Genomic DNA, 25,253 nt, shown 5'->3' on the forward strand with positions numbered 1-25,253 from the left:
GCTCAGCTCCTCTTGTCGCCAGCGTAGTAGACCCACTTTTTCGAGGACCAGAACGCGATGAGTGTAAGAACCATGATGATCACGAAGAGCACCCAAGCGATGGCCGAGGCATAGCCCATGTCAAAGCTCTTGAACGCTTCGTCGTAGATATACAGCGGCAGCAGGTATGTGCTTTTCAGCGGACCACCTTCGGTGATGATGTAGGGGCCGTTGAATTCCTGAAACGCCTGTACGGTCTGCATGATCAGGTTGAAGAAGATCACCGGCGTGATCAGCGGCAAGGTGATGTAGCGGAAGATCTGCCACTGGCCCGCACCGTCGATAGCGGCCGCTTCGTATAGCGATTTGTCCACCGATTGCAGCGCCGCAAGGAAGATCACCATGGCCGATCCGAACTGCCAGCAACGCAGCAGCGTGATGGTGAACAGCGCGGTGTTGGGATCGCCGAACCAGTTGATCGGTTCAACCCCGAACAGCGCAAGGCCCATATTCACAAGGCCCGTATCGGCAAAGATATAGCGCCACAGAACCGCAATCGCGATAGACCCGCCAAGGATCGATGGCACGTAATAGGCCGTGCGGAACAGGTTGATGGCCTTCAGCCGGTAGTTCAGCACCACCGCGATGAACAGGGCAAAGACCAGTTTCAGCGGAACGGTCGTGAACACATAGATCAGCGTCACTTTCAGCGACTTATCGAACGTCCGGTCGCGGGTGAACAGCTTTTCATAGTTCTTCATGCCGACCCATTCAGGCGTCGACAGCAGATCGTAATCCGTGAAGCTCAGGTAGAAAGAGGCAAGGAACGGAAAGGCTGTGAACAGCAACAAACCGATGATGTAGGGCGAAACATACCACAGCCCCAGATACTTACTGTCACCGCCCATGACCGCCGCCTCCGTGCATCAGCCCGCCAAGCGGGGCGCTAAGGGCGCAGTGGGGTGTCACGTAAGAGGCGGACGCACCGCCGGTATACGCGTGTTCGAAATAGTTCATGTGTTTATAGATCAAGCCGCCCCTCTTCCTGTGCAAATCGACAATGCACAGGTCAAATGGATGCTTATTTGCCTCCCTAAGGTCCATCCTTTTCGGTCAGGACCACGTATTGATTCCCTGAAAGCACAGTAAATCGCCTTGCCAGCCCGACTAAATGTCAGCTACAGACAAAAAGATGGACAAAACCGTAGATTTTCCGCTTTCCCTTATGCCAATGCGGTCGCTGTCGCTGCGTTTGGCGCGTTCGACGATCCGGATGCACCACGGTCCCGCGTGGCGGATCGACAAACTGAACCCCGTACACGACCTGATTATCTGCCTGACCGGACGGGGGCTATATCACATCGACGGAGAGGAGATCACAGTTGAACCGGGCGATGCGCTGCTGATCCCCGCCTACACGCGGTTTCGGGGCCAGCACGGTGGCGGCGATGACATTTACACCGGTGTCGCACAGCACTTTACGCTCGATCTGTTCGGACGCGGCAATGTGGTGTCGCAGATGGATTTGCACCGCAAAGTGCGCCTGCGCGATTGGGAGGCACTGGGCCCGCTGGTGCAGCACTACCGCGCGTCGGCCACCCCGACCTCGACCACTTTGGCACAGCATCACCAGTTTATGGTTCTGTTGCTGGCCTATCTGGAAGACGCGTTTTTGGGCTGGAAATCGAACGAGGCCATCGAGGATTCACAGGATCAGCTGTCGATGCACATCATGTTCGTGGCCACTCACCTGTCGGCGGACCCACTGGGTTCGGTGGTCGAGGAGACCATGGCGAATGTGCCCTATAACCCCGACTATTTCCGCCGCGCGTTCCGCGACCGGATCGGTATGACACCGCAGAAGTTCCGCGAACTCAAACGCATGGAATTTGCCGCCAACCGTCTGGGCCAGGGCCTGCCGGTTAAGGCCGTGGCAGCAGAACTTGGTTTTTCCGACCCCTACTTTTTCAGCCGCATGTTCAAACGCTTTATCGGCGCCAGCCCGTCAAGCTACCGCGAAAAGAAAAGCAAACTGGTCGAGGATGGGAAGGCGGAGTGAGTTAGGCCCGCACAAAACCACCAAGGATTGTTAACTTGACTAAGTTAGCAATCTAGAATTGCTACATGAACGCCATACTAATATATCCCGTCAAACTCCAAATTTGAATGGGTACTAGTGGCGTGAACACAACCGACAAACCGCAAGAGAGCGAAAAAGAACCATCAACATGGAACACAATAATAGGGCCCTTTGGCCTTTGGTTCGTAATAGGTTCCTTAGCGTCGACTATCGCACTTTTCAATCTTGAAAGCGCTTCATACGATGCAGCAAAAGATCTCGTAAATTCGGTATTATCGAGAACATTGGCGGTTATTTTAATTCTGGCGACAGCAATAATGCAAATTGCTTCGGCCTTAGCGAAGTCCAGCTTTATCTCAAGAGCCTTAACCGAATTACACAGCTCCTGCCAAAACATTTTCGGGGCATACGTGGGGGTGGCCTTTCCACTGTCTATTCACAGTTGCATGTATGGTAGTTCGCCCATTCCCCTCTTAGAATGGATGGTTTACGTTGCCATACTTGCAACAATTTTTGGATTTCTTTGGACGCACACAGCGAGAATCGAAAAATTCGTAAGTAATATCAAAAGGCCGCAATATTGTAGCTTTGTTCCCTTCATAGCCTTGTTAGCAGTTGGTACATTTCTGTTCTTTTACCAAAAAACCTCGTTGTTGGAAAAGCTCCGAACAGATTGCCGTCTATGTGAACAGGTTCCCCAGACAAAAGCTGCAGAAATCGAACAGATCAAGTCAACCGCGAAAGAATGATGTCCTAAATCACTCTTCCTGCACAATCGCGCTGTAGTCGCCGCGCAGTTGCAGGGTGACGGTCACTTCGGATTTGTCGCGGTTGCGCCAGAACCAGCCGTGGTTGCCTGCGAAGGGCGTTTCAAAGCTGCCCTCGCCTGCGGTTTTACCGCGGCCCTTTTCATAGGTCACGTTCTGACCATCGGCATGGGCGTGCAGATCAAAGTTGATCCGGCCACCGTCTGCCACCCATGAGTAATAGAGCGTGGCGCCCTCCTCCATCGTGGCTTTGATCTCAATATACGCACCGGGATCGAGGACGAAGGTGATCTCGTCCGCCCATGCCTCTTCGGCGTAGGCGGCAGATACAAACAAGCCCATCAGATCGTTGATCAGCGAAGAGGACTCATCCGGCGTGTGCAATTCCGCGTCTGCTGCGGCCTCGGCGGCGAGTTGCTGTTTGATCTCGCCCATTTCCGTCAGGCCAAGAAGCGTGCCGAAACCGGTTGGATCCTTGCCCAGTTCCGCAGGCATATAAACCATCACGCCGATGGCCACCGCGCCGATGCCAGCCACGATGGAAGACCGACGAAGCTGCGCTTTGGTGGGCAGATCTTCTAGGTTCGGCTTGGGTGCGTTGTGCATGGAATGCTCCTGTTCTTATGTGCTGGCGAGGTAGCCGGCGATCTGCTGGTAGGTCAGCAAAAGGCCAAGGGCGACCATAATCCAGTTGGCGTAGGTGGCTTGTTGCATGAACCGAGGGCTGCGCCGCCAGTAACCCATGACGATCAGAATGACGAACAGCGCCAGAATTTGGCCGATTTCGACGCCCACGTTGAAGGCCAGAAGGTTGGCCAGAAGGCCCTCGGGGTCGATCTGGTAATCGATGATTTTCGACGCAAGACCCGTGCCGTGGAACAGGCCAAAGATCAGGGTTGCGGCCTTGGTGTTGGGTTGGACCCCCAGCCATTTCTGGAACGCGCCAAGGTTATCCAGCGCCTTGTAGACGACAGACAGGCCGATAATGGCGTCGATGATATAGGCGTTGATGCCCCAACCATACCAAACGCCCAGCAACATAGTAATGGAATGGCCTAGTGCAAACAGGCTGACGTAAAGCGCCACGTCTTTCATGCGGTACAAAAAGAACACCACGCCGAGCAGGAACAGGATGTGGTCATAACCCGTGATCATGTGCTTGGCGCCAAGGTAGATGAAGGGCACGATGTGGACGCCCCAAATTTCCTGAATGTAGCCAGCGTCACCGGGGGTGACGTCATGGGCAAAGGCGGCGCTGGCCGTCATTTGCAGCGCGGCCAAGGCTAGCAGCAGTGAATATGGCGTCAGGCGCGTGTTGTGGCGCGGCTTTGATCTGGAAGTGCTGGGGTTCACGCGTCTTGCTTCGGCTCTTGTTCCGGTCTGCCCAAAGGTAGAGGCCAACGGAGCGCCCGACAAGTTGCCATTAGGTACGGGTGTGGCCGACCCGATTACAGCAGCGCGTCTTTCAGGGATCGTGGCGCTTCGTCCTGTTCGCGCAGGTCCAGCGCGGAATGCAGATCGACCAGATGCGACCGCATCAGATCAGCGGCCTTGTCCCCGTTCCCGTCCGCGATGGCCTGCACCAGTTCATGATGCGCGTGCTTTTCGCACAGGGCGCTTTCGCGCCGCCAATAAAGCGCAATTATCAGTGAGGATCGGGAAATCAGGCTTTCGACAAAGGCCGCGATGGTTTGCTGATCGGCGATGCGGGCGATTTCGATGTGGAATTGGCCGGACAGATGCAGCGCGCGGCCATGATCGGCCTCGGCCAATGCCGCGTGTTCGTCATGGATGTGCTGCTGCAAAAGGGCGATGTCTTCTGCCGTGGCCTTGGCAGCGGCCATGCGGGCGATACGCGGTTCCAACAATTCGCGGGCCTCGAACACCTCGCGCGCGTCGCGCAGGGTTGGCTGGGCGACAAAAGCCCCGCGGTTGCGCTGGATATCGACCAGTTGCAGATGTGCCAAAGCATGAAGCGCAGAGCGGACGACCGTGCGGGACACGCCATAGATATCGGCCAGTTCATCCTCGCCCAGCTTCATCCCCGGTTTGATCCGGTGTTCGTGGATGGCCAGCGTCAGCGCGCGGGTCACGTCCTCGGCCAAGGGCTGTGCGGGTCTTGCTGACGGGGTTTTGATGATCGCGGGGTCCATGTCGTCTCCTTGCCTTTGGTTCTGACAAAAGCACCGCGCTCACTCAACCCGCCACAGTGTTGTACGGGATGTTTTTAAAAATTGTATACAGTTTTGCGCTCAATATTTACCCAGATTGAATTTTTTCTGCGGAAATTTTCAGCAACATCAGGATTCCACCCACATCACAGTCACTGAATTTTTGCTGCGGCGCAAAAAGTCGCTCCTGTAGTCCCAACGCAGGAGGCGACATGAGTCTGAATACCAAAGAGCTTGAACTCGTATCGGTCACGAAACGCTATGGCGACACGGTCGCTGTAGACGCCGTTTCGCATCATTTCCGTCCGAACAGCTACACCTGCCTTTTGGGGCCGTCGGGCTGTGGCAAATCCTCGACCCTGCGGATGATCGCAGGGCATGAAACCGTCAGCGACGGCGCGATCCTGTTGGGTGGCGTGGACATTTCGCACCTGCCCCCCGCTCAGCGCGGCACGGCGATGATGTTCCAGAGCTATGCCTTGTTCCCGCACCTGAGTGTTGCGGAAAACGTGGCCTTCAGCCTGAAGATGAAAGGCGTCGATAAGGGCGAGCGCCTGAAGAAAGCGGGCGAGATGCTGGAACTGGTGGACCTGTCGGCGCTGGCGGACCGGCTACCGGATCAACTGTCGGGCGGTCAGCAGCAGCGTGTCGCACTGGCCCGCGCGCTGATCACGCGGCCGCAGTTGTTGCTGCTAGATGAGCCACTGTCAGCGCTAGACCCGTTCCTGCGGATCAAGATGCGCGCTGAACTGCGCAAGCTGCAGCAGGAACTGAAGATCAGCTTTCTGCACGTCACCCACGGACAGGACGAAGCGTTGGCGCTGGCCGACGAGATTGTCGTGATGAACAACGCGGTGATCGAACAGGCGGGCACAGCCCGCGAGGTGTTCAACACCCCCAAGACCGCCTTTGTCGCGCGGTTCATGGGCGGTCACAACGTGGTGTCGCTGGCTGACGGCACCTATGCCATTCGCGCCGATGCGGTGGGGCTGTCGGCCCCCGGCGCAGGGTCCATCGACGGGACTGTCACCGCGATCGAATTCCAAGGCACCCATGTTTCGGTATCGGCACGCATTGCCGGCGACCAAGAGGTCACCGCGCTTTTGCCTGACGCCCGTTTCTTTGAGCAACCGAATAACCCGGGCGATCCCGTCGGACTGACCTGGGAAACAGACCAGCTGCACAAGCTGAGCGCATAGACCCACAAGGAGAGTATGACATGACCAAAATGACACGACGCGAACTTCTGGCCGGGGGCACGGCCCTTGCGGCGGGCTCCACCCTAGGGGCGCCGATGATCTGGGCGCAGAACATCAAGGATGTGACCCTGCGCCAGTTCGGCACCGGCGTTTCCAACCTGAACGAGGTTGCCGCCAAGGTGAAAGAAGATCTGGGCTTTACGCTTGAGATGACAGCGCTGGATTCCGACAGCGTGACACAGCGCGCGGCGACACAGCCCGAAAGCTTTGACATTGCCGACATCGAATACTGGATCTGTAAAAAGGTCTGGCCGACAGGCAACCTGCAGGCGATGGATACGTCCAAGATCAAGAACTATGACAAGATCGTCGGCATTTTCCGCAGCGGTAAGCTGACACCGGAAAGCGAGATCGCCCAAGGCACCGCGCCCCACACAGTGGGCTTTGTCGAAGGTCAGAACGGCACCGAGTTTGTGGACAATGAATCCGGCTGGATGACGCTGATCCCGACAATCTACAACGCCGACACGCTGGGCATCCGCCCCGACCTGATCGGTCGCCCGATCAACAACTGGTCCGAACTGCTGAACCCCGAATTCAAGGGCAAGGCATCGATCCTCGATATCTCGTCCATCGGGATCATGGACATGGCGATGGTGGTCGAGTCGATGGGTGAATACAAATACCCCGACAAGGGCAACATGACGAAAGAAGAAATCGACATGACCCTTGGCATCTTTACCGAAGCCAAGAAAAACGGCCAGTTCCGTGCCTTCTGGAAGTCGTTCGACGAAAGCGTCAACCTGATGGCCTCGGGCGAGGTGGTGATCCAGTCCATGTGGTCGCCCGCGATCACAGCGGTCAAATCCAAAGGCATCCCCTGCGTCTACCAGCCGCTGGAAGAAGGCTATCGCAGCTGGGGTGGCGGCATCGGCATGTCGGCGGCGCTGACCGGTCTCGAACGCGACGCGGCTTATGAATACATCAACTGGTACCTTGATGGCTGGGTCGGCGGCTTCCTGATGCGTCAGGGTTACTATTCGGCCGTTCCGGAAACATCCAAGAACTACATGACCGAAGACGAGTGGGGCTTCTGGTTCGAAGGCAAGCCTGCACAGGGCGACATCACCAACCCGTTCGGCGACGTCATGGAAACCGCAGGTGCGGTGCGTGATGGCGGTTCGTTCTATGACCGTATGGGCAAGGTTGCCTGCTGGAACGCCGTTATGGACGAAAACCAGTACATGGTCCGCAAATGGAACGAATTCATCGCGGCCTGATCTGACATGGTTTCGGTGCCTAACGGCACCGACCGGGGCGTGCGGGCCGCTGGCCCCCACGCCAACCCCTGAATATCAAAGACAATGATTGGCAACCAACCGATGCGCCTGTCCCCCAATTCCAAAAGCCTGATGATGGTATCGCCGCTTGTTGCGGTGCTGTTCGTCTTTCTGGTGTGCCCCATCGCGATGATCGCGATCGTCAGTTTCTGGCGAGCGACCGAATTTTCGATCATCCCTGCCTTTGTCTTTGAGAACTACGAATTCCTTTTCGGGTCCTCGGTGACCTATCGGGTGTTTTTCAACACCTTCAAATATGCACTGATCACATGGGCGGCGACGCTGCTGATCGGCTTTACCGTGGCGTATTTTCTAGCCTTCCACATCCGCACACTACGCTGGCAGATCGCACTGTTTCTGCTGTGCACGATCCCCTTCTGGACGTCGAACATCATCCGTATGATTTCGTGGATTCCGTTTCTGGGCCGCAACGGTATCGCCAATTCGACGCTGATATCTTGGGGCGTGATTGACGAGCCTTTGGAGTGGCTGCTGTTCAGCGACTTTGCCGTCGTGCTGGCCTTCGTGCACCTTTACACGCTGTTCATGGTCGTCCCGATCTTCAACACGATGATGCGGATCGACAAGTCACTGATCGAGGCCGCACGCGACGCCGGTGCCAATGGTGCGCAAATCCTGTGGAATGTGATCATCCCCCTGACCAAACCCGGCATCATGATCGGCACGATTTTCGTGGTCACGCTGGTGATGGGCGACTTTATCACCGTGCGCTTTATGTCAGGCAGCCAATCGGCCAACGTGGGCCGCCTGATTTCCAACGACGTGGCATTGCTGGCCTATCCCTCGGCCTCGGCCACTGCGGTTGTTCTGCTGTGTACCGTGTTGATCGTGATCGGCATCCTGCTGCGGTTCGTCGACATCAGAAAGGAGCTGTAAGATGGAGCCCCGTTCCCGTTCCTTCTATGTCCTCGCCGCGTTTTTCACGCTGTTCATGCTGTTCCTTTATGGGCCTACCGTGACCATCGCGATCCTGTCGTTTCAGGGCCCAAGCGGTGGCCTGACCTTCCCGATGAACGGCGTGTCGCTGCACTGGTTCCGCGATCTTTTCGAACAACAGGCCGTGGGTGACATCTGGGGCAGCTTCAGCCGCAGTCTGGTGCTGGGGTTGATGGTGATGGTCACGACCGTCGTCGTCTCGGTCATGGGTGGCCTTGCCTTCCGCCGCCGTTTTCCGGGATCGAACATCCTGTTCTACCTGATCATCACGGCGCTGGTCATTCCGTCGATCCTGATTTCACTGGGCGTCGGATTGATGTTCAGCCAGTCGGGGATGACGGTGCATTGGGCGACCTCGGGCTTTGGCGCGCAGCTGACATGGACCCTGCCCTTTGGCCTGTTGATCATGTTCGCCGTCTTCAACCGTTTTGACAGCAGCTATGAAGAAGCCGCCCGCGATCTGGGGGCCACGTCATGGCAAACCATCCGCCATGTGGTGCTGCCGATCATTGCGCCTTCGCTGATCGGGGTGGCGCTGTTCGGCTTTACGCTCAGCTACGACGAATTCGCGCGGACGCTGCTGACGGCGGGCAGCTACAACACCCTGCCGCTTGAGATTTTCGGGATGACGACAAACGTCACGACGCCCGTGCTTTATGCGCTGGGAACGCTGACCACCGGATTTTCGCTGATCATGATCGGGGCGTTCCTGTTGCTGACCTGGGTCAGCACAAAACGAAAGGCGCGCGCCGGATCGGATGCGGGAAAGGGCATGGTATGATCGTTCTGATCAACCCCAACAGCACCGTCGCCATGACCGAAGCAATGCAACGCACGGCGGAACGCACCTTGCCCGGAATTGAGGTGCAGGCGTGGACATCCCATGACGGGCCGCCCTCCATTCAGGGGGGCGAAGACGGAGACGCTGCCGTGCCCCCCATGTTGAAACTGGTTCAGAAAGCCTCGGACCAAGGGGCCAGCGCAATCATCATCGGGTGTTTTGACGACACAGGGCTTTATGAAGCCCGCGACATCGCCGCCTGCCCCGTCATCGGGATCGGGCAAGCCGCCTACCACGTGGCCGCCTGCGCTGGCGGACGGTTTTCGGTGGTGACAACTTTGGCCGTTTCCGTTCCGATTTTGGAAAGCAACATTGTGACTTACGGGCTGTCGCCCCATTTGTCCCGTGTGCGGGCCAGCGACGTGCCTGTGTTGGAACTGGAGTCCGATCCCAAAGCCGCCAACGCCAAGGTCATCGCCGAAATCAAACGGGCCGAAGCCGAAGATGGTGTTCAGGCCATCGCCTTGGGCTGTGCAGGCATGGCGGGGCTGCTGGCCGAGGCTCAAGCGGAGACGGACCTGTTGTTGGTGGACGGTGTCCGCGCAAGCCTGCACATGGCGGCCACGTTGACCGCCTAACGCCTTCGCATCAGCCGCGCGATTATGGGCGATCCGATGATCACCAGCACGATCCGCGTCAGGTGATGCGCGATGACATATCCCAGATCGGCCCCTGCCACGATGGCCAGAACCGTCATTTCCGCCTGACCACCGGGGGCGAAGGCCAGAAATGCCTCGGTCCCAGCGGCCAGCCCGACATGGGTCACCACATAGGCAACGATGGCCGCAAGGATCGACAGGATCACAACGTAAGCCGCCCCTGCCGCCACATCGCGCGACAGTTCGCGCCACGACACGCCCACGAAATGCACGCCGATGCCGCATCCGATAAAGAACTGCGCGGTCAGGATCGCCTCGGCCGGTGGGCGACCGTGCAGCACATTGCCCAACGACAAAGCACCCGCCACAATCATCGGGCCAAGGATGGACGCGCCGAACAGGCCCAGCTTTTCACCGCCCTTCCAGCCAACCAAGGCCGCCACAACCATCAGCGCCATCTCGTGGATCGGCAGTTCGGACGCAGGCACGCCCAAGGGGTTCGTCAGGCTTTGGCCATAAAGCTGGGTCAGGAAAATCGGCGCGAGCGTGACCACGATCAGAACGCGCGTCGCATGGATCAAGGACAAGGCGCGCGCGTCGCCCCCTGCCTCGATCCCGAAGATGACCATGTCCTGCAAACCGCCCGGCATCGCGGCGTAATAGGCGGTGGGTTGGTCGAACTTCCACACCCGGCGAAAGAAGGGAACGCCGATCAACCCGATCAGCGCGATGTAGAACGGAACAATCGCCACGGACAGCGCCATTTCCGGCAGGCGCGCCACGACCGCAGGGGTGATCGACCCGCCGATGGCGATGCCCAGAATGGTGCGTGCCGCGACCGACACCTGACCAAAGCTTTTCAGGCGGAAACCAGCAAGAGCCGCGACGAGACAAGCGAACATGGGGCCGAACAGAAACGGCAATGGCAAATCGAGAATCCAAAAGAACGCGACACCGGCGCAGGCAAAGGACAATGTCATAAGTCGTTGGGAGGTAGGGGAATTTAGGGCCACTCGGCGTTCCTTGACGAATCTTGTATCCAACTGTATTCATCCGGATACATAATTCAGGATAAGACGTTTGACCAGCCAAAACGACAGCCAACAGGACGCGCAGGGACAGTCCGTTTACAGCCAGCTTCTGGACGACATTCGCGCGGGCCGCCTGAACGCGGGAGACCGCTTGCGCGAGACCGAATTGGCCGACCGGCTGGGCGTGTCCCGCACCCCCGTGCGCGAAGCCATCCGCCAGTTGGAAGCCGACGGTCTGGTGGCCCACGTGCCCCGCCAGGGCGCCAGCATCCGCACGCTGGATTACGCCGAGGTGATGGAGCTTTACGAGATGCGCGCCGTGCTGGAAGGCACCGCCGCGCGACTGGCCACACGCGCCGCATCGGACATCGAAATCGAAGAACTTGAGGCGCTGAATAACGAGTTGGAAAAGGCCGGTGCCACGCCCGAGGCGTTCAAGCTGAACCGCCTGTTTCACGCCGCTTTGCTGGACGCCGCCAAGAACCGCTTTCTAACGAAATCCATTACCGGCCTGCAAAAGGCGCTGATGATCCTGGGCCCTACGACCCTGACCCAGCCCGAACGCGCCCGCAACGCCGTAGAAGAACACCGCGCCATGATGACCGCAATCAAGGCCCGCGACCCAATTGCCGCCGAAGCCGCCACCCGCGCCCACATCCAAGCCGCCCAGCGCGTCCGCGTCAGGGATTTGCGTTTCAGGGACCGTGGCGTTCTAGACGACGCGTTTTAGAAAATCGCCGAAGGCTACGCATCCGCCAGCATCCAGCGTGCCGCTTTTTCTGCGATCATCAGGGTTGGGGCGTTGGTATTGCCGCTGGTGATGGTGGGCATGACGCCTGCATCAACCACGCGAAGGCCACTGATCCCGCGCACGCGCAGGTGCGGATCGAGAACCGCCATCGCGTCGTCATCGCGGCCCATCTTGGTGGTGCCCACAGGATGGAAGATCGTTGTCGCGATATCGCCTGCCAGTTTGGCCAGTTCTTCGTCGGTCTGATACTGCGTGCCGGGTTTGACCTCGGCCGGTTTGTATTGCTGCATCGCGGGCTGCGCCATGATCGAGCGGACCTGCCGCAAACTGTCGGCGGCGACTTTGCGGTCGTCTTCCGTCGCCAGATAGTTGGGTGTGATCTTGGGCGCATCGCGGTAGTCAGATGACCCGATCCGGATGTGGCCGCGGCTGGACGGGTTCAGGTTACAGACGCTGACTGTGATCGCAGGGAAGTCGTGCAGGTCTTCGCCGAAGGCCTCAAGGCTCAGGGGCTGGACGTGGTATTCAAGGTTCGCATGCGGGCGGTTCGGGTCGGAACGGGTGAAGGCGCCCAACTGGCTTGGGGCCATGCTCATCGGGCCAGAGCGTTTCAGCACGTATTCCAGACCGATCATCGCCTTGCCGAACAGGGAATTGGCCAAAGTGTTCAGGGTTTTTGTACCCTCAACGCTGAACACCGCGCGGATTTGCAGATGGTCCTGCAGGTTTTCACCCACCCCTGGCGCGTCCAGAACCACGTCGATGCCGTGCTGCTGCAACAGCGCGGCAGGGCCGACGCCCGACAGCTGCAATATCTTGGGCGAGTTCACGGCACCTGCGGACAGCGCCACTTCGCGCGTCGCGGTCACATCCACGATCTGGCCCTTGTGATCGACCTGCGCGCCGGTACAACGCGGCCGGCCATCGTCGCCAGCCTCAAACGTCAGCTTGACCACCTGCGCCTCGGTCCAAATCGTCAGGTTGGGGCGCGTTTTGGCGGGGCGTAGAAAGGCCTTGGACGTGTTCCAGCGCCAGCCAGATCGCTGATTCACATCAAAATACCCGACGCCCGCGTTATCGCCGCTGTTGAAGTCATCCGTCTTTTGAATGCCGTTCTGTTCGGCGGCATCGGCAAAGCTGTCCAGCACGTCCCAGCGCAGGCGCTGTTTTTCCACGCGCCATTCGCCGCCGTGCCCGTGCATGTCCGAAAAGCGGCTGTTGTCGCCCGTTTTGGGATCAGCGCCGTTGTCCAGTTTGTAGTGATCTTCGTGGACCTTGAAATCGGGCAGCGCATTCGCCCAGCGCCAGTCCTCTTCGCCCGTCTGATCGGCCCAACTGTCATAGTCCCGCGCCTGTCCGCGCATATAGATCATGCCGTTGATCGACGAACATCCGCCCAGCGTTTTGCCACGCGGATAGCGCAACGACCGCCCGTTCAGGCCCTTGTCCGGTTCGGTGTTATACAGCCAGTCAGCGCGCGGATTGCCAATGCAGTAAAGATACCCCACGGGGATATGCACCCAAGGATAGGTGTCGGGCTTACCAGCCTCTAACAGAAGCACGCGGTTCTTCGGATCAGCGCTTAGGCGGTTGGCCAGAAGGCATCCTGCCGTCCCTGCCCCGATCACGATATAATCAAAGTCACCGCCAGAATGTGCCGCCATGTGTCCGCCCTTTTCAAATACAGCCCTAAAATCCAGCAGGTTGGGACCGGTTGCAAGGGTTTAACCGTGCAATGCCGGACTGTGAAAAAGCAGAACAGGAAGTGGGTGTTTCTGGCGCCGTGCGCACGCCGGACGATACCGGGCCCACACAACAGGGATACACGACGCATCCATACCCCGAAAACCATCCCGCGTATCACGGGTGCGCAGCAGCGCCAGAAACGAAGACACACGAGACAAGGCGCGCGTCTTTGGCAGCCAGAGCCGGAAGGATGGCCATCCTCCGGCTATGACCAATGCTTAACCAGCCGCAGCCTCGCGTTCGCGGGCCATGGTCATGGCGGTGTCCTGGATCATGTCCTCTTGGCCGCCGATCATCTTTTTGCGGCCCAGTTCGACCAGAATGTCGCGTGCCGGCAGACCGAACCGCTGTGCCGCGCGTTTGGCGGGCAGAAGGAAGGTCGAATACACACCGGCATAGCCCAGTGTCAGCGCCTCGCGGTCGGCACGGACCACGTGATCCATGAAAGGCACGACCACATCTTCGGCCAGATCCATCAGCGCGAACGTGTCGCTTCCGGTGTCGATGCCCATGCGGTCACAGACGGCGGACAGCACCTCGATAGGCGCGTTGCCTGCGCCTGCCCCAAGGCCCGCAAGCGAGGCATCAATGCGGGTCGCGCCTGCGCCAATCGCGGCGATCGAGTTGGACACACCCAGACCCAGATTGTGGTGACCATGGAACCCGATTTCCGTTTCCGGCTTCAGCGCGTCGCGCATCATCGAAATCGCTTCGGTCACTTCGTGGCCCAGCATCGCGCCCGCACTGTCGGTGACGTAGACAGTGTTCGCGCCATAGCTTTCCATCAAAAGCGCCTGTTCGGTCAGACCTTTGGCGCTGTTCAGATGCGACATCATCAGAAAGCCGGTGGTGTCCATACCCAGTTCGCGGGCAAAGGCGATGTGCTGGGGCGATGTATCGGCCTCGGTGCAGTGGGTCGCCACATGGACCGATCGCGCGCCGCAGTCATAGGCTTCTTTCAGTTCGGCCATAGTGCCCAGACCCGGGATCAGCAGAACCGAGATCACAGAGTTTTCCACCACGTCCGCGACGGCCGAGATATATTCGGCGTTAGAGGCCAACGCGCGGCCGTGCTGGATCGAATTGCCGCCCAGACCCGCGCCATGTGTGACCTGCATATAAGGCACCTTGGCGGCGTCCAGACCACGCGCGATCTGCACCATCATATCGACGGAAATCTGTTCCCGCTTGGCATGCATCCCGTCCCGCAGGGACATATCATGCAGCTTGACCTTCATACCTTCCATTGCGCTTTTGGACATCAGGCCATCTCCGGTTTGGGCAGAACAAAGGATCCGTCAAGGATACGTTCCGCGAACATTTCAGCAGTACGGGCGGCAGCCGCCGTCATCACATCAAGGTTGCCCGCATAGGTCGGCAGGAAATCCCCAAGGCCCGCGACCTCAAGGAAGATCGCGACACGGTTGCCATCAAAGTCCGGCCCGTTGACCAGCTTGTAGCCTGGCACATAGCGCTGGACCTCTTTGATCATGGCGTGGACGGATGCGGTGATGGCGTCCTGATCCGGCGTGCCTTCGACCTCGCAATAGACCGTGTTGCGCATGATCAGGGGCGGTTCGGCAGGGTTGATGATAGCCAGCGCCTTACCCTTTTTCGCGCCACCCAGTTTTTCCAACGCGCTAGAGGTCGTGTAGGTGAACTCATCAAGGTTCGCGCGGGTGCCCGGACCCACGGATTTCGAACTCAGCGACGCGATGATTTCGGCATAATCCACCGGCTGCACCTGACTGACCGCAGCCACCATCGGGATCGTGGCCTGACCCGCGCAGGAAATCATGTTCACGTTCATCGGGCGGTCACCCGCCAGATCGGCAAGGTTCACCGGCGGCACGCACAGCGGGCCGATCGCGGCAGGCGTCAGATCGACCATCAGCACGCCCAGTTCGTTCAGCTTGGCGCTGTTTGCCGCGTGCACATAGGCCGATGTCGCGTCAAAGGCGATTTCGATATTGTCCGCCTCGACATGGGGCAGCAGACCGTCAATGCCTTCATGCGTGGTTTTCAACCCCTTCTCGGCGGCGCGTTTCAGGCCCTCGGACTCGGGGTCGATGCCCACCATCCACACAGGCTCTAGCACCTCGGAGCGGAGCAATTTGTACATCAGATCGGTGCCGATATTGCCCGATCCGATCAAAGCACATTTGATCTTGCGCATTTTAGCCTCCTGTTCAGGGGATCATTCGGTGAAAGTCACCGTGATCGACCCCATTTCGTAAAAACGTGCGGTGATGGTGTCGCCGGGTTTGACAGCGACGGCGGCGGTGATGGCACCGGCCATGACGAAACTGCCTGCGGGCAGCACCTCGCCCATGTCATCCAGAACGCCGACCAGCATGGCGATGGCCTCGGCGGGATGGCCGAGAACCTCGGCGCCCGCGCCGATCTGGGCGATTTCGCCGTTGTGTTCCAAAACCACGCCCACAGTGCGCAGGTCCAGCGCATCAGGGCGGATCATGCGGCCACCGGGCACGTAGCGGGCCGAGCTGCTGTTGTCGGCGATCACGCTTTCCAGATCGAATTTGAAACCGGAAAAGCGGCTGTCGATGACTTCGAGGGCGGGCTGTACATAGTCGGTCGCCGCCATGACCTGCTCAGCGGTCACCTTACCGGATAATTCGGATTTGGTGACAAAGGCGATCTCGGCCTCGACCCGAGGATGGATCAGGTCGCTGACCGTGATCTTCCTGTTGGCCGGACGCTCCATCGCGTCGGTCAGAAAGCCAACGCCAGGTGTCGACACGCCCATCTGCGCCATCTTGGGCTTGGACGTCAGGCCCGCTTTCCAGCCGATGACGCGCTGACCGCGTGCCTCATAGCTGCGGCGCAACGCGGTCTGGACGCGGTAGGCCTCGGACAGGGTCATGTCAGGGTAGTCTTGCGTCAGCTTATGGATCGGCGTCGCATAGCGCTGTGCGGTTTCAACCCGTTCGGCCAAGCGGATGATCGCCTCGTCGTTCAGGGTTTTGGGGTTATCAAGGCTCATACCATTGCCCTTCCTGCAAACCGCATTTCGCATTTTCCGATGCCCGCGATTTCGCAGGTAAAGTGGTCGCCGTCGGTCACCGCCAACAACGGGGCCTGCGCGCCCGACAGGATGATTTCGCCAGCCTTCAGACCGATGCCCAATTCACCCAGCGTGTTGGCCAGCCATGCCACCGCCATCACGGGCGATCCCTGCACAGCGGCACCGGCACCCGTGGCGACAACCTCGCCGTTCTTTTCGATGACCATGCCCGCAAGGCTCAGGTCCAGATCGCGGGGGTCTGCCTTGGCCGCGCCCAGAACGAACACACCGCAGGATGCATTGTCGGCGACCGTGTCTTGGATACGGATTTGCCAGTCCTCGAAACGGGTATCGACGATCTCGAAACAGGGGGTGACGTATTCGGTGGCGCGGATCACATCGGTGGTGGTCACGCCCGGCCCCATCAGGTCTTCTTTCAGACGGAAGGCCAGTTCGCCCTCAAGCCGCGGCTGCATCAGTTTGCTCAGATCGATGATGGCACCATCTTCGAACAGCATGGTCTTGGTCACTTGACCGAAATCCGGCTGATACACGCCCAGCGCATCCTGAATGGCGCGGCTGGTCAGGCCGATCTTTTTGCCGATCACGCTGTCGCCTGCATCCAGACGGCGCTGCAACATGCGCAACTGGATGCGGTAGGCATCCTCGATATCGCTTTCGGGTTCCAAGACGCTGATCTTGGGGGTCGGTTTGCCCGACTTCAGCGCATTATACAGCGCATCGCCCAGCGCGTCGGTTCTTGATTGGTCCAGCATAGCTCCTCCACTCGCAATTCGTGCAAGTCCTGTCGGAGGCCAAGCTAGAGAGGTTGACCGATACGCTCCAATACTTTGGCAGACCGCCCTTGATACCGATACCGCATCGCAAAGCGCCGCCACTTGATACCAAAACCGTATCAACACCCCGCTGCAAAAGCATTGGAGCGCATCACGGGTGCTCTCTACATATCTAGCACGGTGATTAAAGGCGGAGGACACCATGAAAACGCATCAACTCTTTATCGATGGCACCTATCGCGACGCGAAGTCCGGCAAGACCTTTGACAAAATCTCGCCCGCGACTGGCGAAAAGATTGCCGTCGTGCACGAAGCACTGGCCGAGGATGTGAACGACGCGGTCATGGCCGCCGATGCCGCGCTGAAGGGCGAATGGGGCAAGATGCCCAAGGCCGCGCGCTGCGATCTGCTGATGCGCCTGGCCGATGCCATTCAGGCCCGCACCCCAGATTTCATCGAAGCCGAAGTTGCCGATACGGCCCACACCCGCCATTTCGCCGAAAAGGTCGAAATCCCCCGTGGTGCCGCGAACTTCCGTATCTTTGCCGAAATGCTGAAACACACCGGCGGCGAGTTTTATCATATGGACACGCCCGACCACACCGGCGCGGTGAACCTTGAACTGCACCGCCCCAAAGGCGTGATTGGCGTTATTTCCCCGTGGAACGCACCGTTCCTGTTGATGACATGGAAGGTCGGCCCTGCCCTTGCCTGCGGCAACACCGTTGTTGTGAAACCGTCCGAGGAAAGCCCCTACACCGCAACCCTTCTGGGCGAGGTGATGAACGAAGTGGGCATTCCGAAGGGCGTCTATAACGTGATCCACGGGTTCGGCCCCGGATCAGCGGGCGAATTGCTGACACAGCATCCCAAAGTGTCCGGCATCACCTTTACCGGCGAAACCCGCACCGGCGAGGCGATCATGAAACAGGCCGCCGTCGGCCTCCGCGATGTGTCCTTCGAACTGGGCGGCAAGAACCCCGCGATCATCTTTGCCGATGCCGATATGGACAAGGCGATCGAAGTCACGATGCGGTCGGTCTTTGCCAACACAGGTCAGGTCTGTCTGGGCACTGAACGGGTCTATGTGGAACGCCCTGTGTTTGACGAATACGTCAGCCGCCTGAAGGCCGGTGCCGAGGCACTGAAACACGGTGGTCCGGAAACCCCCGGCGCCACAATCGGCCCGCTGATTTCTGACGAACACCGCCGCAAGGTCCTAGGCTATTACGACAAGGCCCGCGAATTGGGTGCGAAGGTCGTGACAGGTGGCGGTATGCCCCAGTTCAATGACGAACGTCAGGGCGGCTTCTTTGTCGATCCGACGATCTGGACGGGCCTGCCCGAAGACAGCGCCATCGTGAAAGAGGAAATCTTTGGTCCCTGCTGCCACGTCACGCCCTTCGACACCGAAGAGGAAGTGATCGCCATGGCCAATGACACCACCTATGGACTGTCTGCCACGATCCTGACCGAAAACCTGTCCCGTGCGCATCGCGTCGGCGGACAGATCGAGGCAGGTCTGGTTTGGGTCAACTCGTGGTTCCTGCGCGACCTGCGCACGTCGTTCGGTGGTTCGAAATCCTCGGGCATCGGGCGCGAAGGCGGTTTGCATTCGCTCGAATTCTACACCGAGCGGTCCAATCTGTGCATGAAACTGTGATGCGGCAGCGTGGCGCTTGCATGGCGCCACGCTCCTCGACACAGTGTTGTCCATGATGGGCACGAACATGAACCTGAGACAGCTGCGCTACTTTATTGCGGTCGCCGAGGAACTGCACTTCGGTCGCGCGGCTGAACGGCTGCACATCAGTCAGCCGCCGATCACCCGCCAGATCCAAAGCCTTGAAGAAACGCTGGGCGCGCAGTTGTTCATCCGAACCCCGCGCGGCGTAGAACTGACACAGGCCGGCAGCCTGTTTCTGGAAGAGGCCCGCAATATCGCAGAGCTTCTGGAACAGGCCGCTGACCGCGTCCACCGCGCCGCCGAGGGCAATCTGGGCCGCTTGGACATCGCCATTTTCGGCACCGCGATCCTTAGCCTGATCCCGCGCATCATTCTAGAATTCAAACACCGCTATCCGGACGTGAAAATCGTCATGCATGCCAGCGATAAACTGGCGCAGATCGAAGGGCTACAAAACCGGTCGCTGGATCTGGGGTTCAACCGGATGCTGGTGCCCGTGCCCGGTTTGATGATCGAAGAACTGCAGCGCGAACAGCTTTATGCGGTGCTACCCGATCCCGGCCCGTGGTCAGACCGTGACAGCATCGCGCTGTCCGAACTGGCCGAGCAGCCGATGGTGCTGTTCCCAGCCAGCCGCGCGCAGGGTTTTGTCGAAAAGGTATCTGGCCTTTGCCACGAAGCGGGCTTTGCCCCCAACGTCGCACAGGTCGTCGGCGACGGCTTTACCGCCATGGCGCTGGTCGCGGCGGGTTTCGGCGTCTGCCTTGTGCCGGAATCGATCACTAGCGTGCGGATGGACGGCGTGATCTGCCTGCCGCTGTCTGACGTCAACGAGGCCGCGGGTGTCGACATATCCTGCATATACCGTGAAAACGACAGCTCGCCCTTGCTGGCGAATTTCCTGCAGGTCGCACGGGAAATGACAGATTAACCGTGCCGTTCGTCTCGATGCCAAACCGGTATCGGGTGCGGGACGAAATGGTATTTGATTGCATCGCTCGCACTGGGCCACAGTTGCAGGACGGACGCGTGAGGAGGCCCCGCAATTGGGGAAGCACGCGCCACCACGCAAGAGGAGCCCAAATGCCTGTAATCCAGATTCACCTGATGGAAGGTCGGACAACCGACCAGAAACAGGCGCTGATGCGCGCAGTCACAAACGCAGCAGCCGAGTCTTTGGGTGTGCCCAGCCAGAGCGTACGCATCCTGCTTCAGGAACTGCAATCTGGCCACTTCTCTGTCGGGGGCGAACCGAAATTCGCCGATGCGGACGCAGCGGCAAACGACACGGGAAAGGCCCGCGTCGCGACAAGTAACTGACACCCAGCTGTCTTCACGGTTTTTAAGGGAGGAACCATGAGCTTTCAGGAACAAATCCACGACGTTGCACAACTGGCAATGGTCGAACTTTTCACCCCGAAATTCGAGGAATCCTTCTGGTTTTTCCACGACGTTCTCGGAATGACGCCGACCGAAGATGATGGCAAATCCTGCTATCTGCGCGGCTATGAGGATCGCTATCACCATTCGCTTAAACTGACGCGATCTGATGCGGCGGGCGTTGGCACCGTTTCCTGGCGCGCGGCATCGCCGCAAGCGCTTGAACGTCGCGTTGCCGCGATCGAAGCGACAGGCCGTCCAGGCAAATGGGTCGAAGGCCACAAAGGCTATGGCCGTGCCTATGAATTTACAACGCCCGACGGCCACGTGCAGCACATCTTCTGGGACGTTGAATACTTCAAACCCAGCGAAGAGCAGAAATCCAAACTGCTGTCCCGCATCCAGAAGCGCCCGCTGCGCGGTGTTCCGGTCCGCCGGATCGACCACCTCAACCTGCTGTGCTCGGACGTGACCAAGAACGCCCAGTTCTTGCAAGACAGCCTTGGCTTCCTGAAGCGTGAAAACGTGATTTTCGGTGGCGAACAGGAACTGGCCTGTTGGCTGTCCTGCAGCCCGATGGTTCACGAAGTTGCCTTCACCGTCGATCAGGCAGGCCCCGGCAACCGCCTGCACCACCTTGCATTCTGGTACGGCAACCAAGGCCAGATGCTGGATCTGGCAGACGTTCTGGCCGACTACGGCGTCACAATCGAAGCGGGCCCTGCCAAGCACGGCATTTCGCAAGCGTACTTCATGTATGTCTACGAACCGGGCGGCAACCGGATCGAACTGTTCGGCGACGCTGGCTATCTGATCTTCGACCCCGAGTGGAAGACGCTCACATGGACCGAAGAGAACTTCTTTGATGCAGGCGGCGTCTGGTACGGCGGCGAATTGCCTCAGGACTTCTTCGTCTACGGCACACCCATCGTCGAAGCGGCGATGGAAGCGCAGGCAGACGAAAAAGAAGCGGTGCAGGAACCCGCTGAATAAGGTCGAACTCCCAAGCGACCAAATCACCGCCCCTACCGCTGATCCGGTGGGGGCGGTTTTCGTTTGGGCGATTGGGAAGAAATCTTTGGGAAAACGCGAAGCTGCAACTGGTACAACTACGCGTTTTCACCATGACAGGTCACACTGCGCAGGTGCCGCGCAGTCAGTCCACAAGGTGCCGATCGTCATCGGCAGACCGACCGTGACCAGCCGATGGTTCAGGTTCTGCACCACCGGCTGATTGTTGTCAGTAGGGCGAATTGTCCCCGACGCTACGTTTTATCGGGACCCTGACTGAATTCGCCCCGCAGTAGAAAGACGCATGCAACGGCGACCAGTGCCATGCAGATCACCCCTATCACGGCCCCGCTGGGCGCCACCTTGGCCAAAGCGGCCACCACCACAACACCGCCAATACGAGCAAAGGTGATGTCAAAGCTGGTCGCGATCCCGCGCAGAGAGTCCGGCACAATTCGAAGCACAAGCTGCGTGGACGGCGCGTTGCTACAGGCAAAGCCTGCACCAACGGCAACCCCCGCCACGAACAGCGCAAAGGCATGTTCTGTGAGCAGTGCCAGGACAAAGCCTGAGGCAATCAGAACCGGCGCTGCAAACATGATCAGCCCCAACTTCTCGCCATCCACCGAATTGCGCAGAACCGTGCTGAAGACCGCAAAGCTGAACCACATCACAGCCAAAAACAGCCCGATCGCCTTGGCGGTGTAATGCGCCTCGCCCAGAAGAAGCGGGAAGTCGAACAGGAAGAACGTGATGCAGCCGTATGTACAGAACACATAAGCAAAGGTCAGCCAGAGCTTGGGCAAGCGGCACAGCGCCAGAACATCCCGTTTCAGCGTCAGTTCGCGCTTTTCCTCGGGCATGAACAGCAACGAAGACAAAAGCAACGAGACCACCGCCAGAACGGCAAACAGGGCAAAGATCGCGTGCCATCCCGCCGCCTCGACCAGCTTACCGCCCAAAAGCGGAGCGAAGGCTGCGAAATATCCCGCGATGCTGCCCCAGATGATCAGGATCTTGCCCGGTTTATCCGGCATGGCCCGCGTCAGCAGAACAGGGACAAGGGGCGAAAACAGCCCCCCGCCAACGCCCTGAATGATCCGGCCCGCGATCAGCGTGCTGAAACTGCCCGAGGCCGCGGAAACAGCGGCCCCCAGACAGAACACGATGATGCCAATACCAAAGACCCGTCGGGCCCCCAGAATATCCCCACCCCAGCCACCAATCAAAACAAACACAGCAACTGCGAAGGAATAGGAATTGAAGACCCAGACAAGCTGGGCCGTGGTCAACTGCAAGTCGCCTTGCAACGTCGACAAAAGCAATGGGACAAGTGTCATTTCCAGAACGAAAACGACACTTGCCAGAATGATGCCCACGATCGCCAGGTTCGAGACCAGGCGACCGGAGGCTTTTGAAATTTGTTCGTTCATCAATAGTCTTTCAAATGCAGAACCGACGAGTCATCCCCGCCCGATCTGCGGTTCTTTCAAGCGACGACACTCATGTTGGCCATCAGTTCCTGACGGTTCGGCAGAACACGTTCGTCCGAAAGTGCTTTCGGCGACGTTTCAAGGAACTGCTCAATGTCCATCCGGCTCATCCAGACCAGCATCTCATCCGACGTGATCTGATTGTCGGGACCGCGCCAGACACCGGGTTCACAATGGGTGTACCCGTAACGAACCGGAGCCCCTTTCGCGGCAACTGTGTAATCGACAAAACCGAATACATAGTCCGGTGACCAAATTTTAAGCGCCAACTCAAATACAACACGCGACAAAAGACCGGTGAAGCCCTGGCTTCGATGTCCGCCTTTGCCACCCTTCAACCAAAACTCACCATGGTAACACACACGACCAGTCACGCGATCCATCGCATTCGTGGACGAAAAGAAAGTATTCTCAGGGTCAGGAGTTGAATTGGGAGTGATGTACTTTAACCTGTGAACTCTGAGATGTTCGCTGAGCGACTGGTGCGACAAGTCTAGCAGGCGAATAGCTTGTGTGTGTACCAGTTCCCCTACGTCATTGTATCCACAAACCCAAAATGCATTTGATGAATCTACGTAGGATGCCGATGCATCGAACATGGGATAAACGCCAGACCGGTCATCTTGTTGATTTCTCAGACGGCGGAACACTGTGAAATCGTCACCGATTTCCAACCGCATTCCCGCGGCTTCCAATTCTCTTGTGATGTTTCCGACATTTACAATCATTGTATAAAGTTTCAGTGCAGACATGGGCATTCCTTTCTGGGTCCAAGCATTGCCATAATAGAATGCTACCAGTGAATTTCCCTAAATACGTGCATGTTTTTCGCTTGGAAGTTGCGTTATGTGCTAAAAATTGCCTTCACCTCGTCTGAAAGTGGGGGTAACTCGATGTTTTCGAGCGTTTTTATCTCAATCTGGTCCGTAATCACGGCGACCATGGCCAAGGCAGGTGTTTCGTCAGGAAACACGCAGCCCATTAACATCCGCTGAAAACTGACCGGTACAGACTCGCTGCTATCCTCTCTCGGAAGGTGGGCGTAAATATGATCCAATCGCACCCCGCCTTCACTGTAGATGCGGGCGTACGCACCGGCGATAAAATCGTTGTAATCGTCGCCTGCATTGTCTTCCTGCAAAAGCCTGCCGATGGCGCTTTTGGACCAAGCCCAGCCAAACCACTTTGCATATGCAGACTCTTCACCGATCTCGACGCAGATCCAGCCACCCGCGCTTTTTCTGTAGACCACCATATAGGGACGGATGTCTTCCATCGCCGAGTCTTCGATCTGTGTTTGCGCACTCCCCCAAGATGCCAAAGCTGCCTTCAGAATGGGAAGGCCATTCTTTGCAATAGAGCTAATTGAATGCTGTTGGGAATAAAACTTACGTCCATCCGAATCGGTGTATTCAGCGCTTTCCAGAAATTCTGCGCTACGTCGCGCCAAATTTGCACTGCCCGACCAACCTTCTATCTGACGCAGAATGCTTTTAGCTTCGGGAATTGATTCAGCGCCGAATTGGGTCAGGGAATATTCGTGCCGATGAAGCGTGAATAATTTCTCGCCTTTAATTTCTTCCAAATCGGTAATGTGGCGCCGCACAGTTTGGCGTGTGACCTTCAACGTTTCCGAGGCACGGGTTAAATTGAGACACTCCGCCAAGGTCACGAAGGCGCGCAACATATCGACCGAGACGTTCGCATTTCGAGTCAATTTTGACAAAGCTACACTCTCATTTTGTATTCCCCTTAGTGTATGACAAATCATCCACCAGGTGGTAATTTTTTATCCATAATCGCTCAAAATTTTTGGAATTTTCAAGACTGCACTTCTCAAAATAAAACAACTCTAAGGAGATTTTTGAAATTTGGCCCAGATTACGGGTCTTCAGTAAGCGACTAGAGGTAACCAGAATTGCAGTTAGCACCGGAAAAAATTGATGTTCACGTCGGTTCCAAACTTCGCTTTATCCGCGAATCGAATGGAATGTCTCAGACACAGCTCGCATCGACAGTTGGCCTGACCTTCCAACAGATCCAGAAGTACGAACAAGGCAAGAACCGCATCTCCGCAAGCAAACTGTGGCAGTTCTCCGATGTACTGGGCGTTTCCCCCAACTTTTTCTTCGATGGCCTGACCGACGCTCCGGTTGGCTCGAATGAACGCATCAACCGCAAAGTCGCAGAAGCGGCGGCCCAACTGCACCAGTTGGAAAAGCCGGAAAATCGCCGTCATGTATTGGAATTGATTAAGCTTTTAAGGAACACCGAGTTAGCTCCAACCGCCATGAAGGCGGAGTGATTTCAACGAGTTCCACGTTTCCACCTTTTGTCATCAGTGTTTTCAATTTTCTGGATGTGGACCTTAAAAGTTTCTGTGTTTTAACGAGTGATCT

The 25,253-nt window shown here is 57.9% G+C and carries 27 protein-coding genes; 13 read left to right on the forward strand and 14 right to left on the reverse strand.

What is annotated here, in order from left to right; translation table 11 throughout:
- Positions 1–2 precede the first annotated feature (2 nt).
- Both C4S59_RS15455 and C4S59_RS19865 read right to left on the reverse strand, forming a co-directional pair.
- Positions 3–887, reverse strand: a complete 885-nt coding sequence (locus C4S59_RS15455) for a carbohydrate ABC transporter permease (RefSeq protein ID WP_103911420.1) — start codon at positions 885–887, stop codon at positions 3–5.
- Entirely contained in the window at positions 877–1,011 is a 135-nt protein-coding gene (locus tag C4S59_RS19865) for a hypothetical protein (protein WP_268810633.1), read from the reverse strand. Before C4S59_RS19865 ends, C4S59_RS15455 begins: the two co-directional genes overlap by 11 nt.
- 160 nt (positions 1,012–1,171) lie before the next feature.
- Here C4S59_RS19865 and C4S59_RS15465 point away from each other — a divergent pair, with 160 nt between their 5' ends.
- Together C4S59_RS15465 and C4S59_RS19525 are read left to right on the forward strand one after the other, a co-directional pair.
- The gene (locus C4S59_RS15465; protein ID WP_160006920.1) at positions 1,172–2,038 is read left to right on the forward strand and encodes a helix-turn-helix domain-containing protein; all 867 of its coding nucleotides are present in this window, start codon (positions 1,172–1,174) and stop codon (positions 2,036–2,038) included.
- A 122-nt stretch (positions 2,039–2,160) separates the two neighbouring features.
- Positions 2,161–2,808, forward strand: a complete 648-nt coding sequence (locus C4S59_RS19525; RefSeq protein ID WP_146064552.1) for a hypothetical protein — start codon at positions 2,161–2,163, stop codon at positions 2,806–2,808.
- Between the two features lie 9 nt (positions 2,809–2,817).
- Here the strand turns inward: C4S59_RS19525 and C4S59_RS15475 are convergent, their stop codons facing one another.
- The 3 genes from C4S59_RS15475 to C4S59_RS15485 all read right to left on the reverse strand — a co-directional run bounded on the left by C4S59_RS15475 (position 2,818) and on the right by C4S59_RS15485 (position 4,979).
- Positions 2,818–3,432 (reverse strand): transmembrane anchor protein, encoded by a 615-nt coding sequence (locus tag C4S59_RS15475; RefSeq protein ID WP_103911424.1) that lies wholly within the window; start codon positions 3,430–3,432, stop codon positions 2,818–2,820.
- Positions 3,433–3,447: 15 nt separating this feature from the next.
- Positions 3,448–4,092, reverse strand: a complete 645-nt coding sequence (locus tag C4S59_RS15480) for a HupE/UreJ family protein (RefSeq protein WP_103911504.1) — start codon at positions 4,090–4,092, stop codon at positions 3,448–3,450.
- Positions 4,093–4,274: 182 nt separating this feature from the next.
- On the reverse strand, positions 4,275–4,979 hold the full coding sequence (locus C4S59_RS15485) for a GntR family transcriptional regulator (protein WP_103911425.1): 705 nt from the start codon (positions 4,977–4,979) through the stop codon (positions 4,275–4,277).
- Between the two features lie 230 nt (positions 4,980–5,209).
- Between C4S59_RS15485 and C4S59_RS15490 the strand changes: the two genes are divergently transcribed.
- From C4S59_RS15490 to C4S59_RS15510, 5 genes are all read left to right on the forward strand, one after another.
- A complete protein-coding gene (locus C4S59_RS15490) occupies positions 5,210–6,196 on the forward strand; it encodes an ABC transporter ATP-binding protein (RefSeq protein ID WP_103911426.1) in 987 nt (328 codons plus the stop codon).
- A gap of 20 nt (positions 6,197–6,216) precedes the next feature.
- On the forward strand, positions 6,217–7,476 hold the full coding sequence (locus C4S59_RS15495; RefSeq protein WP_103911427.1) for an ABC transporter substrate-binding protein: 1,260 nt from the start codon (positions 6,217–6,219) through the stop codon (positions 7,474–7,476).
- An 84-nt stretch (positions 7,477–7,560) separates the two neighbouring features.
- A complete protein-coding gene (locus C4S59_RS15500; RefSeq protein WP_234994792.1) occupies positions 7,561–8,433 on the forward strand; it encodes an ABC transporter permease in 873 nt (290 codons plus the stop codon).
- 1 nt (position 8,434) lies between these two features.
- Entirely contained in the window at positions 8,435–9,274 is an 840-nt protein-coding gene (locus C4S59_RS15505) for an ABC transporter permease (protein WP_103911428.1), read from the forward strand.
- Positions 9,271–9,912, forward strand: a complete 642-nt coding sequence (locus C4S59_RS15510; RefSeq protein WP_103911429.1) for an aspartate/glutamate racemase family protein — start codon at positions 9,271–9,273, stop codon at positions 9,910–9,912. Before C4S59_RS15505 ends, C4S59_RS15510 begins: the two co-directional genes overlap by 4 nt.
- On the opposite strand, the gene C4S59_RS15515 is transcribed toward C4S59_RS15510, so the two are convergent.
- Positions 9,909–10,913 (reverse strand): AbrB family transcriptional regulator, encoded by a 1,005-nt coding sequence (locus tag C4S59_RS15515; protein WP_103911430.1) that lies wholly within the window; start codon positions 10,911–10,913, stop codon positions 9,909–9,911. The two genes, C4S59_RS15510 and C4S59_RS15515, sit on opposite strands and share 4 nt — an antisense overlap.
- A gap of 100 nt (positions 10,914–11,013) precedes the next feature.
- On the opposite strand from C4S59_RS15515, the gene C4S59_RS15520 reads away from it, so the two are divergent.
- Positions 11,014–11,694 (forward strand): GntR family transcriptional regulator, encoded by a 681-nt coding sequence (locus C4S59_RS15520; RefSeq protein ID WP_103911431.1) that lies wholly within the window; start codon positions 11,014–11,016, stop codon positions 11,692–11,694.
- Positions 11,695–11,708: 14 nt separating this feature from the next.
- Here C4S59_RS15520 and C4S59_RS15525 read toward each other — a convergent pair whose 3' ends face one another.
- The 5 genes from C4S59_RS15525 to C4S59_RS15545 form a co-directional block, all read right to left on the reverse strand.
- Positions 11,709–13,379, reverse strand: coding sequence for a GMC family oxidoreductase (locus C4S59_RS15525; RefSeq protein WP_103911432.1), 1,671 nt, complete (start codon positions 13,377–13,379; stop codon positions 11,709–11,711).
- Between the two features lie 300 nt (positions 13,380–13,679).
- Positions 13,680–14,723 (reverse strand): 4-hydroxy-2-oxovalerate aldolase, encoded by a 1,044-nt coding sequence (dmpG, locus tag C4S59_RS15530; RefSeq protein ID WP_103911433.1) that lies wholly within the window; start codon positions 14,721–14,723, stop codon positions 13,680–13,682.
- Entirely contained in the window at positions 14,723–15,637 is a 915-nt protein-coding gene (locus C4S59_RS15535) for an acetaldehyde dehydrogenase (acetylating) (RefSeq protein WP_103911434.1), read from the reverse strand. The genes dmpG and C4S59_RS15535 overlap by 1 nt, the downstream gene beginning before the upstream one ends.
- A 21-nt stretch (positions 15,638–15,658) precedes the next feature.
- Complete coding sequence (dmpH, locus tag C4S59_RS15540; RefSeq protein ID WP_103911435.1) at positions 15,659–16,465, reverse strand: 2-oxo-3-hexenedioate decarboxylase; 807 nt, start codon at positions 16,463–16,465, stop codon at positions 15,659–15,661.
- Positions 16,462–17,262, reverse strand: coding sequence for a fumarylacetoacetate hydrolase family protein (locus C4S59_RS15545; protein WP_103911436.1), 801 nt, complete (start codon positions 17,260–17,262; stop codon positions 16,462–16,464). The genes dmpH and C4S59_RS15545 overlap by 4 nt, the downstream gene beginning before the upstream one ends.
- 223 nt (positions 17,263–17,485) lie before the next feature.
- Here C4S59_RS15545 and C4S59_RS15550 point away from each other — a divergent pair, with 223 nt between their 5' ends.
- From C4S59_RS15550 to C4S59_RS15565, 4 genes are all read left to right on the forward strand, one after another.
- Positions 17,486–18,946, forward strand: coding sequence for a 2-hydroxymuconic semialdehyde dehydrogenase (locus tag C4S59_RS15550; RefSeq protein ID WP_103911437.1), 1,461 nt, complete (start codon positions 17,486–17,488; stop codon positions 18,944–18,946).
- 67 nt (positions 18,947–19,013) lie between these two features.
- Positions 19,014–19,901 carry a LysR substrate-binding domain-containing protein gene (locus tag C4S59_RS15555; RefSeq protein ID WP_103911506.1) on the forward strand — a complete coding sequence of 296 codons (888 nt, stop codon included), beginning with the start codon at positions 19,014–19,016 and terminating at the stop codon, positions 19,899–19,901.
- Between the two features lie 47 nt (positions 19,902–19,948).
- Positions 19,949–20,290, forward strand: a complete 342-nt coding sequence (locus C4S59_RS15560) for a 2-hydroxymuconate tautomerase (RefSeq protein ID WP_103911507.1) — start codon at positions 19,949–19,951, stop codon at positions 20,288–20,290.
- A 36-nt stretch (positions 20,291–20,326) separates the two neighbouring features.
- Positions 20,327–21,343 carry a VOC family protein gene (locus tag C4S59_RS15565; protein WP_103911438.1) on the forward strand — a complete coding sequence of 339 codons (1,017 nt, stop codon included), beginning with the start codon at positions 20,327–20,329 and terminating at the stop codon, positions 21,341–21,343.
- Positions 21,344–21,615: 272 nt separating this feature from the next.
- Here the strand turns inward: C4S59_RS15565 and C4S59_RS15570 are convergent, their stop codons facing one another.
- From C4S59_RS15570 to C4S59_RS15580, 3 genes are all read right to left on the reverse strand, one after another.
- Positions 21,616–22,794, reverse strand: a complete 1,179-nt coding sequence (locus C4S59_RS15570) for an MFS transporter (protein ID WP_103911439.1) — start codon at positions 22,792–22,794, stop codon at positions 21,616–21,618.
- Positions 22,795–22,850: 56 nt separating this feature from the next.
- Complete coding sequence (locus C4S59_RS19530) at positions 22,851–23,606, reverse strand: hypothetical protein (RefSeq protein ID WP_146064553.1); 756 nt, start codon at positions 23,604–23,606, stop codon at positions 22,851–22,853.
- Positions 23,607–23,698: 92 nt separating this feature from the next.
- The gene (locus C4S59_RS15580; protein WP_160006923.1) at positions 23,699–24,580 is read right to left on the reverse strand and encodes a LysR family transcriptional regulator; all 882 of its coding nucleotides are present in this window, start codon (positions 24,578–24,580) and stop codon (positions 23,699–23,701) included.
- A 192-nt stretch (positions 24,581–24,772) separates the two neighbouring features.
- Here C4S59_RS15580 and C4S59_RS15585 point away from each other — a divergent pair, with 192 nt between their 5' ends.
- The gene (locus C4S59_RS15585; protein WP_103911442.1) at positions 24,773–25,159 is read left to right on the forward strand and encodes a helix-turn-helix domain-containing protein; all 387 of its coding nucleotides are present in this window, start codon (positions 24,773–24,775) and stop codon (positions 25,157–25,159) included.
- The last annotated feature ends 94 nt before the right edge of the window (positions 25,160–25,253 follow it).

This window comes from Thalassococcus halodurans, assembly GCF_900108225.1.
Lineage (GTDB): Bacteria > Pseudomonadota > Alphaproteobacteria > Rhodobacterales > Rhodobacteraceae > Thalassococcus > Thalassococcus halodurans.